The sequence below is a fragment of the Acidovorax sp. FG48 genome (assembly GCF_057809085.1).
Map to the genome: position 1 here is coordinate 38,194 of NZ_JBMDJH010000013.1, position 14,677 is coordinate 52,870.

Sequence of the window (14,677 nt, forward strand, 5' to 3'; positions counted from 1 at the left end):
GCTATTACTCAGGGGGAGTATTCAAGGACGTTGGTAGTGCAGCCTTCTTGATGAGCCATGAAAAAAGCCCGCAGGCAGTGCCTGCGGGCTTGATGGTTGCGAGCGTACGGCGCAGTGCGCCGCACCGATCAGCGGCTGGCCAGGGGAGGCACGTCGCGGCGCACGGAGCCGGTGAACAGCTGGCGGGGGCGGCCGATCTTGTACTCGGGGTCGCCGATCATTTCGTTCAGCTGGGCGATCCAGCCCACGGTGCGGGCCAGGCTGAAGATGCCGGTGAACAGGTTCACCGGGATGCCGATGGCGCGCTGCACGATGCCGGAGTAGAAGTCCACGTTCGGGTAGAGCTTGCGCTGCACGAAGTAGTCGTCTTCCAGGGCGATCTTTTCCAGCTCCTTGGCCAGCTTGAACAGCGGGTCGTTTTCCAGACCCAGCTCGGCCAGCACTTCATTGCAAGTCTCTTGCATGAGCTTTGCGCGGGGGTCGTAGTTCTTGTACACGCGGTGGCCAAAGCCCATGAGCTTGACACCGGAGTTCTTGTCCTTGACCTGCTTGATGAAGTCGCCGATCTTTTCCACGCCGCCTTGGGCCTGGATGTCGTACAGCATGTTCAGTGCAGCTTCGTTGGCGCCGCCGTGGGCTGGGCCCCACAGGCAGGCCACGCCAGCGGCGATGGCAGCGAACGGGTTGGTGCCCGACGAACCGCACAGACGCACGGTGGAGGTCGAAGCGTTCTGCTCGTGGTCAGCGTGCAGGATGAAGATGCGGTCCAGCGCGCGTTCCAGCACGGGGTTGACCTTGTACTCTTCGCAGGGCGTACCGAACATCATGCGCAGGAAGTTGCCTGCATAGCTCAGGTGGTTCTGCGGATACATGTAGGGCTGGCCCATGCCGTACTTGTAGGCCATAGCGACCAGGGTAGGCATCTTGGCGATCAGGCGGATAGCGGCGATCTCGCGGTGCTGCGGATTGTTGATGTCCGTGCTGTCGTGGTAGAAGGCCGAAAGAGCGCCCACCAGGCCAGTCAGCACAGCCATGGGGTGCGCGTCGCGGCGGAAGCCACGCAGGAAGAACTGCATCTGCTCGTTGACCATGGTGTGGTTGGTCACGCGGCTGGTGAAGTCGGTCTTCTGAGCTGCGTTGGGCAGATCGCCGTACAGCAGCAGGTGACAGGTTTCCAGGAAGTCGCAGTTTTCGGCCAGCTGCTCAATGGGGTAGCCGCGGTATAGCAACTCGCCCTTGTCGCCATCGATGTAGGTGATGGCCGACTGGGTGGCTGCTGTGGACAGGAAGCCCGGGTCATAGGTGAACATGCCCGTCTGCGCATACAGCTTACGGATGTCGATGACGTCCGGGCCGATGCTGCCCTGATAGACCGGCAGGTCCACGCTGGGGCTGCCGTTACTGAACGACAGGGTGGCTTTGTTGTCAGCTAGCTTCATTGTTACTTTCCTTGGGTAGGTTGCCGATACGAATCCGGTCTTGGTGCGAGGGCCGGGTGTCAGGCATGCACTGCCGTGGCGCCACCGCTTTGTCTCAGCATGCCGAGCACTTCACGCGCTTCTTGTGTGTCTTGGTCGCCCGAAGGCTCTCGCCGCCGCAGCAGCAGGTCCAGCAGGTCGTTGTCCGCCAGATCCATCAACGCGTTGAGGCCTTGCGCATGGCGCTGCGTCAGCGTCGATTCGAAGCGGTGGAAGAACTTCTCGATGAACAAGTCGTTCTCCAGCAGGCCGCGCCGGCAGCGCCAGTGCAGCTTGCTCAGCTCGCGTTCGTCCAGCAGCGGCGAAGCCGCCTCTGGCGCGATGGATGGGGTGGATGTCGTGTGCATGGACCGGGGTGCAGGACGATGAACGGGCCGCGCTCAGATGGCGCGACGCACCATCAGTTCCTTGATCTTGCCGATGGCCCGGGTGGGGTTCAGACCCTTGGGGCACACGTCCACGCAGTTCATGATGGTGTGGCAGCGGAACAGGCGGTACGGGTCTTCCAGGTTGTCCAGGCGCTCCGTGGTGGCTTCGTCGCGGCTGTCGGCGATGAAACGGTAGGCCTGCAGCAGACCCGCAGGGCCCACGAATTTGTCGGGGTTCCACCAGAAGCTGGGGCAGCTGGTGGAGCAGCTGGCGCACAGAATGCACTCGTACAGGCCGTTCAGCTCTTCGCGCTCTTCAGGCGACTGCAGGCGCTCGGTTTCGGGCGGCACGTTGTCGTTGACGAGGTAGGGCTTGATGGAGTTGTACTGCTTGAAGAACTGCGTCATGTCCACGATCAGGTCGCGGATGACGGGCAGGCCGGGCAGGGGCTTCAGAACCACGGTGCCGGGCAGCGTGTTCATGTTGGTCAAGCAGGCCAGGCCGTTCTTGCCGTTGATGTTCATGGCGTCCGAGCCACAAACACCTTCGCGGCAGGAGCGGCGGAACGACAGCGTGGGGTCTTGCGCCTTGAGCTTCATCAGGGCGTCCAGCAGCATGCGTTCGCTGCCGTCGAGTTCGACTTCGACGGTCTGCATGTAGGGCTTGGCGTCCTTGTCAGGATCGTAGCGGTAGATTTGGAAGGTGCGTTTTGCCATGGTGGGGTGCTCCTGTATCCGTTTAGAACGTGCGAACCTTGGGCGGAACTGAGTCCACGGTCAGGGGTTTGAGTTTGACGGGCTTGTAGGTCAGGCTGTTGCTCTCGCTGTGCCACAGGGTGTGCTTCATCCAGTTGGCATCGTCGCGGCCCAGTGGCGCCACGGGGTCGTCTGCGGGGCGCTCGTAGTCGCTCACGGTGTGGGCGCCACGGCATTCCTTGCGGGCAGCGGCAGACACCATGGTGGCTTGCGCAGCTTCGATCAGGTTCTCGACTTCCAGCGCTTCGATGCGGGCGGTGTTGAACACCTTGGAGTGGTCCTTCAGGCCCACGCTGTTCACGCGGTTGCGCAGCTCGGCAATCTTCTTGACGCCTTCGTCCATGCTCGCTTGCGTGCGGAACACACCGGCGTGCAGCTGCATGCTGGCGCGGATGTCATTGGCCACGTCCTGGGCGTATTCGCCGCTGCTCGCGCCTTGCAGGCGGTTGAGGCGTTCCAGGGTGCGGTCAGCCGCGTCCTTGGGCAGGGGCTTGTGGTTCTTGTTCTTGTCGTTGAACTCAACGATGTGGTTGCCCGCTGCACGGCCGAACACCAGCAGGTCCAGCAGCGAGTTGGTGCCCAGGCGGTTGGCGCCGTGCACCGATACGCACGAGCATTCGCCCACTGCGTACAGGCCGTTGACCACGAGGTTGTCGTTGCCGCCTTGCTGCACCACGACCTGGCCGTTGATGTTGGTGGGGATGCCACCCATCTGGTAGTGGATGGTGGGCACCACTGGAATCGGTTCCTTGGTGATGTCCACGTTGGCGAAGTTGACGCCGATTTCGTACACCGAAGGCAGGCGCTTGTGGATGGTATCTGCACCCAGGTGGTCGAGCTTGAGCAGCACGTAGTCCTTGTTGGGACCGCAGCCACGGCCTTCCTTGATTTCCTGGTCCATCGAGCGGGACACGAAGTCGCGTGGTGCCAGGTCCTTCAGCGTGGGCGCATAGCGCTCCATGAAGCGTTCGCCGTTGCTGTTGAGCAAGATGGCGCCTTCGCCGCGGCAGCCTTCGGTCAGCAGCACCCCCGCGCCGGCCACGCCGGTGGGGTGGAACTGCCAGAACTCCATGTCTTCCAGCGGAATGCCGGCACGCGCGGCCATGCCCAAGCCGTCACCGGTGTTGATGAAGGCGTTGGTCGAGGCTGCAAAGATGCGGCCTGCGCCACCGGTGGCCAGCAGCGTGGTCTTGGCTTCGAGGATGTGCAGGTCGCCGGTTTCCATTTCCAGCGCCGTCACGCCCACCACGTCGCCGTCGGCGTCGCGGATCAGGTCCAGGGCCATCCACTCCACGAAGAAATTGGTGCGGGCCTTGACGTTTTGCTGGTACAGCGTGTGCAGCATGGCGTGGCCGGTGCGGTCGGCTGCAGCGCAAGCGCGTTGCACGGGCTTTTCGCCATAATTGGCGGTGTGGCCGCCGAAGGGGCGCTGGTAGATCGTGCCGTCGGTGTTGCGGTCAAAGGGCATGCCCATGTGTTCCAGGTCGTACACGACCTTGGGGGCTTCGCGGCACATGAACTCGATCGCATCCTGGTCGCCGAGCCAGTCGGAGCCCTTGATGGTGTCGTAGAAGTGGTAGTGCCAGTTGTCCTCGGACATGTTGCCCAGCGACGCGCCGATGCCGCCCTGGGCAGCGACGGTGTGCGAACGGGTGGGGAATACCTTGGAGAGAACCGCAACGTTCAGGCCCGCGCGGGCCAGTTGCAGGGATGCCCGCATGCCGGAGCCGCCGGCTCCGATGATGATGACGTCGAACTTGCGCTTGGTGATGTTGGCTTGTGTGTAGCTCATTGTGTACCTTCAATCGCGGGAATCAGAGACGCCACAGAACCTGGATGCCCCAGCCGGCGCAGCTGACCAGCCAGACAATGCTGAACACTTGCAGTGCCAGACGCAGGCCCACGGGCTTGATGTAGTCCATCAGGACTTCGCGCAGGCCGACCCACGCATGCCAGGCAATCGCGACGATCACGGAGAAGGTCAGCACCTTCATCCATTGGGCCGAGAAAATGCCCGCCCATTTGTCGTAGCCGATGGGGCCTTTGGAGAAGATGACCTGGGCCAGCAGGGCCAGGGTGAACAGCGCCATCAGGACTGCCGTGACGCGCTGGCTGAGCCAGTCGCGCAGACCATAGTGGGCGCCGACGACGACGCGCTTGGAACCGTAATTGACGGACATGGAAATTTCCTCTCGTTCTTCAACAGGCGCTGGCTGGCAGCGACCGCCGTTTTTTGTGGGTTGATCAGTACAGGCCGAAAAGCTTGGCGCCCAGCACCAGGGCCAACCCAATGCTGATGACCAGAACGGTCAGGGCAGAGCTCTTGCCAAATTGCTTGTTCACGGCGCTGTGGCTCACGTCCATCCACAGGTGGCGCAGGCCGGCCGTGAAGTGGTGCAGGTAGGCCCAGATCAGCGCCAAAGCGACCAGCTTGATGAACCAGCCGGGCACAAAGCCGATGCCGATGTTGAAGGCCGCCGAGAATTTGGCGAACGAGATTTCGGAAGACACCGAGGTGTCGAACATCCAGATGATGAAAGGCAGCAGCAGGAACATGATCAGTCCGCTGGCGCGGTGCAAGATCGAAACCCACGCGGCAGGCGTCATGCGGTAGGTCGTCAAGTCCTTGAAGGCATTGATGTTGCGGAATTCAGGCCGTTTTTTGGCTAGTTCTGTCATTTCTGGTGCTTTCGTGGATGTAACTGCTTTGTAATTTGAAGATGCAAAGAACGCAAAATTCTATTGCAACGCAACACAAGGGTTTAGCCGGGCTTGAAATTTTCGACGTTAATGCTCGGGTGCCAGCCTGCTGTCAGCTCAATTCATTACGGTAGTGGTGGGTATCGGTGCGATACAGCCCCCGGCGTAACTCCATGGGAACATCGTTGTAGGTGTAGGCAATGCGCTCGACGCTCAGCAGCGGTGTCACGGGCGTGATTTGCAGCAGCTGGGCTTGTTCCTCGTCGGGCAGCACGGCGCGGATTTTCTCTTCGGCTCGCACCATGCGCACGCCAAAGTCGAGTTCGAACATCGCGTAGGTGGGACCTTGGTAATTGGCCAGCTGTTCGGCTGTGAGGCCTTTGAAGGCTTGTCCGGGCAGCCAGATGTCTTCCAGAATGGTGGGCACTCCCGCAAAAGACAGGATGCGCCGGGCCTGCATCACGGCATCGCCACTGCGCAAGGCCAGAGCACGGGCCACGTCGGCGTTGGCGCGCACGCGGCGGCAATCGATCACGCGGCGCTGCGCAGGGCCCTCTACGCGGGCATCTCCGGTGTCGGGCAGCAGCTTCAGAAAGCGGTACTGCACATGCTGCTCGGCGTGGGTGGCCACAAAGGTGCCTTTGCCTTGCCGGCGCATGACCAGGTTCTCTGCGGCCAGTTCGTCAATGGCCTTGCGCACCGTGCCCTGGCTCACGCGAAAGCGCGCGGCCAGCTCCATTTCGCTTGGGATGGCCTCGCCAGGTTTCCATTCACCCTGTTGCAGGCTCTGCAGGATCAGCCCCTTGATCTGCTGGTACAGCGGGCTGAACGCTGGCGTGGCGACGCCCGCGGCGCCTTGCTGAGCGGCGGGGTTGTCGGCTGCGAACGGAAGCGATGACATGGTGTGGGTGTGTAGGTTGTGCGTGTGCTGTGGTGCGGCAGTGCGGTTGCCCCATGACAATCGGACGACAAACGGGTTGCAATCATATCTTATATAAGACATAAGACAAATTGACCGAGGTGTCCAATCGGGGGTAAACTCCAACGCTGTTTTGCGGGGCACGGGCTACTGGTGACAGGCGCTGGTGCTTGCGTTGCACTCACACCTGTTTTCCTCACTTCCTGGAGTTTTCACCATGAGCAAGAAGCCCGTTCGCGTCGCTGTCACCGGCGCCGCCGGTCAAATCGGTTACGCCCTGCTGTTCCGTATCGCCTCCGGCGAAATGCTGGGCAAGGACCAGCCGGTCATCCTGCAATTGCTCGAAGTGCCTGTCGAAGGTCCTCAAAAAGCGCTCAAGGGCGTGATGATGGAACTGGACGACTGCGCCTTCCCGCTGCTCGTCGAAATGACCGCCCACAGCGACCCCATGACCGCGTTCAAGGACGCTGACTACGCACTGCTGGTCGGTTCGCGCCCCCGTGGCCCCGGCATGGAGCGTGCCGAGCTGCTGGCTGTCAACGGCGCCATCTTCACGGCACAGGGCAAGGCCCTGAACGCAGTGGCATCGCGTGACGTGAAGGTGCTGGTGGTGGGCAACCCCGCCAACACCAACGCCTACATCGCCATGAAGTCGGCCCCCGACCTGCCACGCAAGAACTTCACCGCCATGCTGCGCCTGGACCACAACCGTGCTGCCAGCCAGATCGCTGCCAAGACCGGCAAGGCCGTGGCTGACATCGAGAAGCTGACCGTTTGGGGCAACCACTCGCCCACGATGTACGCCGACTACCGCTTTGCCACCATCAAGGGCGAAAGCGTGGCCAAGATGATCAACGACCAGGAATGGAACGCCAACACGTTCCTGCCCACGGTGGGCAAGCGTGGCGCAGCCATCATCGAAGCCCGTGGCCTGTCGTCGGCAGCGTCTGCAGCCAATGCGGCCATCGACCACATGCGCGACTGGGCCCTGGGCACCAATGGCAAGTGGGTCACCATGGGTGTTCCATCCGATGGCGAATACGGCATTCCCAAGGACGTGATGTTCGGCTTCCCCGTGACCTGCGAAAACGGCGAGTACAAGATCGTTGAAGGTCTGGACATTGACGCGTTCTCGCAAGAGCGCATCAACATCACGCTGGCCGAACTGCAAGGCGAGCAAGACGGCGTCAAGCACCTGCTGTAAACAAGCTGGTGAACGACGCAATGCAGCCGACGCCTGTGGCATCGGGCCTTCGGGCCGCCCAAGCGCCCGCACCGGGGCAGGGCGCTGCGTCTGTCCATCCGCGCGATGTGTTGCTCGGCGCCCAGGCGCAGACCGGGTTTCTGCCGGTTTGTGACCACTACAGCGGCGTCGAAGCGCGCATGCGCAAGAGCCTGCAATTGCAGGCCGAGATGGCGCAGGAGTTTGGCACCTGCGTCTTTGATGTCACCCTCGATTGCGAAGACGGAGCCCCTGTCGGGCTGGAGTCCGCGCATGCAGCGTTGGTGGCAAGCCTGGCACTGAATGCAGCCCCTGGCGCACGGGTTGCGGCCCGCGTTCATGCGGTGGACCACCCTGCATTTGGCAACGACGTCGCCACCATTGCGGGCGAGGCTGGGCACAGGCTGTGCCACATCATGATTCCCAAGGTCGAGTCGGTAGATGATGTTCTGCTGGCTGAGCGTGCGCTGGAGCGCGCGTCGGCGGCCCATGTGCCTTTGCACGTTTTGATCGAGTCTCCCGCCGCCGTGCAGCGTGCGTTTGACATCGCGGCCCACCCCCGCGTGCAGAGCCTGAGTTTCGGGCTCATGGATTTTGTGTCGGCCCATGGCGGCGCCATTCCCGCGCAAGCCATGACCTCTGCCGGGCAGTTCACGCACCCGCTGGTGGTGCGAGCCAAGCTCGAAATCGCCTCGGCCTGCCACGCGCATGGCAAGGTACCGTCCCATTGTGTGGTCACCGAGTTTTCGGACATGGCGGCCCTGCAAGGTGCTGCCGGCCGCGCATCGCGCGAGCTGGGCTACACACGGATGTGGAGCATCCATCCAGCGCAGATCCGCACCATCCTACAGGCCTTTGCCCCCGAGCAGGACGATATCGACAGCGCGTCCCGGATCATTGCGGCGGCAGCGTTGGCTGACTGGGCCCCCATCAGTGTGGAGGGGGTATTGCACGACCGGGCCAGCTACCGCTTTTATTGGCAGATTCTGGAGCGCGCCCACCGTACCGGGCGCGCGCTACCCTTGGCGGTGCGTCAATGGTTTGACGCATCCGCTTTCGTTCCATCGTGAACACCCCTGGACATTTCCACGCAGGACATCCTATGAAATTCGTCATTGCCTCCGCCCTCATGCTGCTGGCCCCGGCCTTCGCCCTGGCGCAAACAACAGCCCAGCCAGCGGCCAAGTCCGACACCAAGGCTGCCGCCAAACCCGCAGCCAAGCCAGCCGCCAAGACGGCTGCCAAGCCTGCAGAGGGCAAGACCGCGGCCAAGGCTCCTGCCAAGAGCCATGCCAAGGCCGAACCCACCAGCAGCCGCACCCAGCTGAAGAGCGCCACCAACCAGGTGGCGGCCGGCATCATTGCTGCCGAAGCAGCCCTGTCGCCCGCCGAACTGGCGATTGCCGAGCGCGTCCATGTGGGGCGCATGCCCTGCGAACTGGGCGCTTTTGTCACGGTGACCGCAGACCCCGCAACCCCCGGCCACTTCCACGTGGAAGGCAAGGGTTTCAAGTACTACATGTCGCCTGTGGCTACGACCACAGGCACGGTGCGCCTGGAGGACGCCAAGGGTGGCGCCGTGTGGCTGCAGATCGCCAACAAGTCCATGCTGATGAACCAGCGCGCGGGTCAGCGCCTGGCTGACGAGTGCATGAGTCCCGAGCAGGTGGTGGTGGCTGAAGCCATCAAGAAGAACCCGCCCGTGAGCGTGCTGGACCCGCTGCCCGCTGCTAAATAAAAAGATCGCGCGCACCTCTCAACGACCGGTGTGTGCCGAGCCCTCCGCCACACGCTACGCCCCACTTTAGAACGCAACTGGAGAAAACAATGTTGAAAGCCTACCGAGACCATGCTGCCGAACGCGCTGCACTGGGTATCCCGCCCCTGCCCCTGGACGCAAAGCAGGTGGCTGAACTGATCGAACTGATTAAGAACCCACCCGCCGGTGAAGAGGCCTTCCTGCTGGATCTGCTGACCCATCGCGTGCCACCGGGTGTGGACGACGCTGCCAAGGTCAAGGCCAGCTTTCTGGCGGCCGTGGCGCATGGCGACATCAAGGTGGGCCTGATCTCCAAGGCCAAGGCCACGGAACTGCTGGGCACCATGGTGGGCGGCTACAACGTGCACCCGCTGATCGAATTGCTCGACGATGCCGAAGTGGCCGGCGTGGCCGCAGAAGGCCTGAAGAAGACCCTGTTGATGTTCGACTTCTTCAATGACGTCGCCGCCAAGGCCAAGGCCGGTAACGCCAAGGCGCAGGAAGTCATCAAGAGCTGGGCCGATGCCGAGTGGTTCACCACCCGTCCTGAAGTCGAAAAGAAGATCACGGTCACCGTGTTCAAGGTGCCTGGCGAGACCAACACCGACGACCTGTCGCCCGCGCCGGATGCCTGGAGCCGCCCCGACATCCCGCTGCACTACCTCGCCATGCTGAAGAACACCCGCCCCGATGCGGCGTTCAAGCCAGAGGAAGATGGCAAGCGCGGTCCGATGCAGTTCATCGAAGACCTCAAGAAGAAGGGCAACCTCGTGGCCTACGTGGGCGACGTGGTGGGCACCGGCTCCAGCCGCAAGTCGGCCACCAACAGCGTGATCTGGGCCACCGGTCAAGATATCCCGTTCGTGCCGAACAAGCGTTTTGGCGGTGTGACCTTGGGCGGCAAGATCGCTCCCATCTTCTTCAACACGCAGGAAGACTCGGGCTCGCTGCCGATCGAAGTCGATGTGTCCAAGCTCGAAATGGGCGACGTGGTCGACATCCTGCCCTATGACGGCAAGATCGTGAAGAACGGTGCCACCGTGGCCGAGTTCAAGCTCAAGAGCGATGTGCTGTTTGACGAAGTGCGTGCGGGCGGCCGTATCAACCTCATCATCGGCCGTTCGCTGACGGCCAAGGCGCGCGAGTTCCTGGGCCTGCCCGCCTCCACGCTGTTCCGCCTGCCCCAGGCACCTGCCGCTTCGAAGGCTGGCTTCACCCTCGCTCAGAAGATGGTCGGCCGCGCCGTGGGTCTGCCAGAAGGCCAGGGCGTGCGCCCCGGTACCTACTGCGAACCCAAGATGACGACCGTGGGCTCGCAAGACACCACCGGTCCGATGACCCGCGACGAACTGAAAGACCTGGCCTGCCTGGGCTTCTCGGCCGATCTGGTCATGCAGTCGTTCTGCCACACGGCGGCCTACCCCAAGCCCGTGGACGTGAAGACCCACCGCGAACTGCCTGCGTTCATCAGCAACCGTGGTGGCGTGGCTCTGCGTCCTGGTGACGGCGTGATCCACAGCTGGCTCAACCGCCTTCTGCTGCCTGACACCGTGGGTACGGGCGGCGACTCGCACACGCGTTTCCCCATCGGTATTTCGTTCCCCGCAGGCTCTGGCCTCGTGGCTTTCGGCGCTGCTACGGGCGTGATGCCTCTGGACATGCCCGAGTCGGTGCTGGTGCGTTTCAAGGGCGAAATGCAGCCAGGCGTGACGCTGCGCGACCTGGTGCATGCCATTCCTCTGTACGCGATCAAGGCGGGTCTGCTGACGGTGGCCAAGGCGGGCAAGAAGAACATCTTCTCGGGCCGCATTCTGGAAATCGAAGGCCTGCCCAATCTGAAGGTCGAGCAAGCGTTTGAGCTGTCGGACGCTTCGGCAGAGCGCTCCGCTGCCGGTTGCACCATCAAGCTCAACCCCGAGCCGGTCAAGGAATACCTCACCAGCAACGTGGTGCTGATGAAGAACATGATTGCCGACGGCTACGCTGACGCCCGCACTCTGCAGCGCCGCATCGAGAAGGTCGAAGCCTGGCTGGCCAACCCCAACCTGCTCGAAGCCGACAAGGATGCGGAATACGCCGCCGTCATCGAGATCGATCTGGCCGACATCAAGGAACCCATCCTGTGCTGCCCCAACGATCCGGACGACGCCAAGACCCTGTCGGAAGTGGCTGGCACCAAGATCGATGAAGCCTTCATCGGCTCTTGCATGACCAACATCGGCCACTTCCGCGCGGCTGCCAAGCTGCTGGGCGGTAGCCGTGACATCCCCGTCAAGCTGTGGGTGGCACCGCCCACCAAGATGGACGAGAGCGAGCTGATCAAGGAAGGCCATTACGCCAACTTTGGTGCCGCCGGTGCCCGTACCGAAATGCCCGGCTGCTCGCTGTGCATGGGTAACCAGGCACAGGTGCGCGAAGGCGCCACGGTGGTGTCCACCTCCACCCGCAACTTCCCCAACCGTCTGGGCAAGAACACCAACGTGTTCCTGGCCTCCGCCGAACTGGCCGCCATCGCGTCCAAGCTGGGCAAGATCCCCACGGTGGCCGAATACCACGAAGCCATGGGCATCGTGAACAAGGATGGCGCGTCGATCTACAAGTACCTGAACTTCGACCAGATCGAAGAGTACGCAGAAACCGCCAAGGGCGTCACCGCCTGATCCTCGCGTTCTTTGCGCAACAGAAGCGGCCCTCAGGGGCCGCTTTTTTTTGGCCCACCTTGGTTGTCACACAAATGTCATCCATTCGTCACTATGCTGGAGCCCATAACAAGACATCCATAACAACAACAAAAGGAGGGAGCCATGGGCAACACAATGGGACGAGGGGTTTTGCTGGTTTTCTGCGCCATCTTTGCGGTGGTGTTCGGTGCCGGCGGGTATTGGGCAGGTTTGCGCCCCTTGGCTGAAACTGCGCTGGCAGCCTGGACCGTGCGCTCATGGCAGCCTGTGCCGGCCCAGGTGCTGGATGTGCAGCTGAAGCAGCACGCGGGCAGCGAGGGCGGCACGACCTATCAGGTGCTGGCCCGGTACCGCTACACCGTGGCGGGCCAAACGTACGAAGCGCAGCGCGTGGGGCTGGACCCGAACTCCCGTGCCGACAACGTGGGCGACTGGCAGGCGCAATGGCACCGCACCCTGCGCCAAGCGCAGGAGCGGGGCGAATCCATCACCGCCTGGGTCAACCCACAAGCCCCGGCCCAAGCCCTGCTGGACCGCAGTATCCGCTGGCGGCTGCAAATTTTCCGGCTGCCGTTTGCCCTGGTGTTCACCGGCGTCGGGGTGACTGCTGCATGGATGTTTCTGCGCATATTGAGGCGCCCCCAGGACGATGTGCCAGACCTGGAGCCAACGCATTCTCTGGCCAAGGGGCAGGGGGCGTTGTGGTTCTTCGCGGTGTTCTGGTGTGGCATCGCTTTCCCCATGGCCGCCTTGTTCTGGTCGGACGGCAAAGGGCCCTGGTGGGCCAAGGGCTTCATGGGCGTCTTCGTGGTGATCGGCGTGGGCTTGGTCGCTGCTGCCTGGCAGAACAGCCGCAAGGCCTGGCGCTACCAGGGGGTTGGTATGACGGCCCTGCCATCGCGGCCCATGGCGGGGCGGTCGGCCGAAATCACTCTGGTGTTGCCTGCGCGGGCTGTGCAGCAAGCCGGGGCCGAAAGCCTGCACATGCAACTGGCCCAATACCGTGTGGACGAATTCAGCTCCGGCTCGCCCGAGCGTCAGGTGGAGGTGCTGAAGGCCACAGTGCGGCGGCAGCCGACGGGCGAGGGCGGCATGCGCCTGGTAGCGCGGTTTGACCTGCCTGATGACGCGCCCACCCACGGTGCGCGGCGCGGTGGCGACCGGGTGGACTGGCGGCTGGAGCTGGTGCGTGCCGATGGTGCGCTGGAGTTGGCGTACGACTTGGCGGTCCAGGCCGCCACCCCGTCCTGGGCGGAGGCCGCTTCGGTACCAGACCGCTTTGACCGGCGGGCACAGTGGGAGCAGGAAGTCCCCATCGAAGCCCCCGCGTTGGGACGCGATGCCGCCTCTCAGCCGTTGGATTCGCTGGGTACGGTGAAGTCCGCTGAATCTCCAGGCTTTCTTCCCCCTGGCGTGCGTTTGAGCGAAACGCCAGACGCCTGGTCCCTCGCGTTCGAGCAAACCGCTTGGCGCTGGTCCGCGGCGGTGGCCCTGGCTTTGCTGGCGCTGGAGTGGTGGGTGAGCGACCGTATCCAGCCCGGCGCCCTGGTGCTGCCGAGCGGCTTTTGGGGGTGGCTGGCTCTTTTGGTGCTGCCCGCCTGGGCCTTGCATGCCGCCACCCGGCGGTGGACGCTACGGGTGCAAGATGATGGCCTGGTCGTGCGTCGCGGCTCGTGGATTTGGTCTCGCGTGGCAACGTTGCCAGGCGAATCCAGCCAGTCGCTGGTGCACAAGCTGCAGTTCACGGCGGGGACCCAGGCCTACCACGCGGTGCTGGGCAAGGATGCGTCAGGGCATTCGCAAACGATGACACCAGGGCTGAGCGGCACCGCTGCCGCGCAGGCCGTAGGCCAGGCGGTGGCCCGTGCGTGGCTGGATCGTCGGGGGCGCTTTACGCCAGGGGCGCAGCGGCCCCAGGTGGCTGCCCATTCACGCCCGGCCTGGGGTGGCTGGGCATGGCTCTTGGCCTTTGGCTTGCTCGTGTGGTGGGCCCATGGCGGGCGTGCGGTGTGGGGGGCAGGTCGCAGCGCTGTACTGCAAGCCCCTGCGGCAGTGGCCTCATCGCGCATTTGGGCACCCGCAGATGCCCGCCTCATGGATGCCCAGAATGCGGGCGATGCCAGCGCACTGACTCAGGCCCTGCACGACGGCGCCAACCCCAACCTGCTGGCAGACACCGGCTCCTCCGTGCTGATGCTGGCCGCCCATCGGGGGCAGCTGGCGCATGTGGAGGCGCTGTTGCAGGCTGGGGCCCAGCCCGATTTGCGGCAGACGGCCAAAGACAGTGAGCGAGGTGACACGGCCCTGCTGAGGGCCTTTTATGGCGGCCATCTGGTGGTGGCGCAACGCCTGGTGCAGGCAGGTGCCAGTCTGCAAGCCCGCAACCGCTGGGACTGGGGCCCCGTGCACATGGCCGCGCAAAGCGGCTGCGTGCCGTGCCTGGATTGGCTCAAAGAGCAAGGGCAATCGCTGACCGAACCCGCCCCCGCCAGCCGGGGCGAAACACCGGTCATGCTGGCTGCGGCCAAAGGACAGGTGGCCGTGCTGCGTTGGCTGGATGAGCAGGGGGTGGATCTTTCGCAGAAAGACCCGCACGGAAAGAGCGCGTGGGATTGGGCGCGCTGGGGTGGGCAGCAGGCGGCTCAGGAATGGCTGGAGCAAAGGGCCCGGCCGCGCTAGCCAGAGGCTGGAGCCGGGTCTGCGCTCGGTGCGAAGGCTGATTGGCCGGTGTCTGCACTTTAGGCAGATGACCGGCGGCGTTGTTTGCCGCGGAACGATCATTGCATGTGGCACT

General features: G+C 63.4%; 12 protein-coding genes. 5 read left to right on the top strand and 7 right to left on the bottom strand.

Going from position 1 to position 14,677, the window contains the following annotated elements:
- Window positions 1-128: 128 nt before the first annotated feature.
- The 7 genes from ACODSU_RS17480 to ACODSU_RS17510 form a co-directional block, all read right to left on the bottom strand.
- Window positions 129-1,439 carry a citrate synthase gene (locus ACODSU_RS17480; protein WP_056064903.1) on the bottom strand — a complete coding sequence of 437 codons (1,311 nt, stop codon included), beginning with the start codon at window positions 1,437-1,439 and terminating at the stop codon, window positions 129-131.
- 59 nt (window positions 1,440-1,498) lie between these two features.
- Window positions 1,499-1,825, bottom strand: coding sequence for an FAD assembly factor SdhE (locus ACODSU_RS17485; protein WP_488843566.1), 327 nt, complete (start codon window positions 1,823-1,825; stop codon window positions 1,499-1,501).
- A gap of 33 nt (window positions 1,826-1,858) precedes the next feature.
- Complete coding sequence (locus tag ACODSU_RS17490) at window positions 1,859-2,563, bottom strand: succinate dehydrogenase iron-sulfur subunit (RefSeq protein WP_015015057.1); 705 nt, start codon at window positions 2,561-2,563, stop codon at window positions 1,859-1,861.
- A gap of 22 nt (window positions 2,564-2,585) precedes the next feature.
- Complete coding sequence (gene sdhA, locus ACODSU_RS17495) at window positions 2,586-4,394, bottom strand: succinate dehydrogenase flavoprotein subunit (RefSeq protein ID WP_015015056.1); 1,809 nt, start codon at window positions 4,392-4,394, stop codon at window positions 2,586-2,588.
- A 22-nt stretch (window positions 4,395-4,416) separates the two neighbouring features.
- Window positions 4,417-4,782: a succinate dehydrogenase, hydrophobic membrane anchor protein gene (sdhD, locus tag ACODSU_RS17500; protein ID WP_015015055.1), complete on the bottom strand. Its 366-nt coding sequence runs from the start codon at window positions 4,780-4,782 to the stop codon at window positions 4,417-4,419.
- Window positions 4,783-4,846: 64 nt separating this feature from the next.
- Window positions 4,847-5,281 carry a succinate dehydrogenase, cytochrome b556 subunit gene (sdhC, locus tag ACODSU_RS17505; RefSeq protein ID WP_056064896.1) on the bottom strand — a complete coding sequence of 145 codons (435 nt, stop codon included), beginning with the start codon at window positions 5,279-5,281 and terminating at the stop codon, window positions 4,847-4,849.
- A gap of 133 nt (window positions 5,282-5,414) precedes the next feature.
- Window positions 5,415-6,203, bottom strand: coding sequence for a GntR family transcriptional regulator (locus ACODSU_RS17510; protein ID WP_295944751.1), 789 nt, complete (start codon window positions 6,201-6,203; stop codon window positions 5,415-5,417).
- 235 nt (window positions 6,204-6,438) lie between these two features.
- Here ACODSU_RS17510 and ACODSU_RS17515 point away from each other — a divergent pair, with 235 nt between their 5' ends.
- The 5 genes from ACODSU_RS17515 (at window position 6,439) to ACODSU_RS17535 (ending at window position 14,562) form a co-directional block, all read left to right on the top strand.
- Window positions 6,439-7,425, top strand: coding sequence for a malate dehydrogenase (locus tag ACODSU_RS17515; RefSeq protein ID WP_488843568.1), 987 nt, complete (start codon window positions 6,439-6,441; stop codon window positions 7,423-7,425).
- A gap of 20 nt (window positions 7,426-7,445) precedes the next feature.
- On the top strand, window positions 7,446-8,513 hold the full coding sequence (locus ACODSU_RS17520) for an HpcH/HpaI aldolase/citrate lyase family protein (protein WP_488843570.1): 1,068 nt from the start codon (window positions 7,446-7,448) through the stop codon (window positions 8,511-8,513).
- A 32-nt stretch (window positions 8,514-8,545) separates the two neighbouring features.
- Window positions 8,546-9,181 carry a hypothetical protein gene (locus tag ACODSU_RS17525; protein ID WP_015015050.1) on the top strand — a complete coding sequence of 212 codons (636 nt, stop codon included), beginning with the start codon at window positions 8,546-8,548 and terminating at the stop codon, window positions 9,179-9,181.
- An 89-nt stretch (window positions 9,182-9,270) separates the two neighbouring features.
- On the top strand, window positions 9,271-11,862 hold the full coding sequence (gene acnB / locus ACODSU_RS17530; protein ID WP_060984690.1) for a bifunctional aconitate hydratase 2/2-methylisocitrate dehydratase: 2,592 nt from the start codon (window positions 9,271-9,273) through the stop codon (window positions 11,860-11,862).
- A gap of 144 nt (window positions 11,863-12,006) precedes the next feature.
- Complete coding sequence (locus tag ACODSU_RS17535; RefSeq protein WP_488843572.1) at window positions 12,007-14,562, top strand: ankyrin repeat domain-containing protein; 2,556 nt, start codon at window positions 12,007-12,009, stop codon at window positions 14,560-14,562.
- Window positions 14,563-14,677 lie beyond the last annotated feature (115 nt).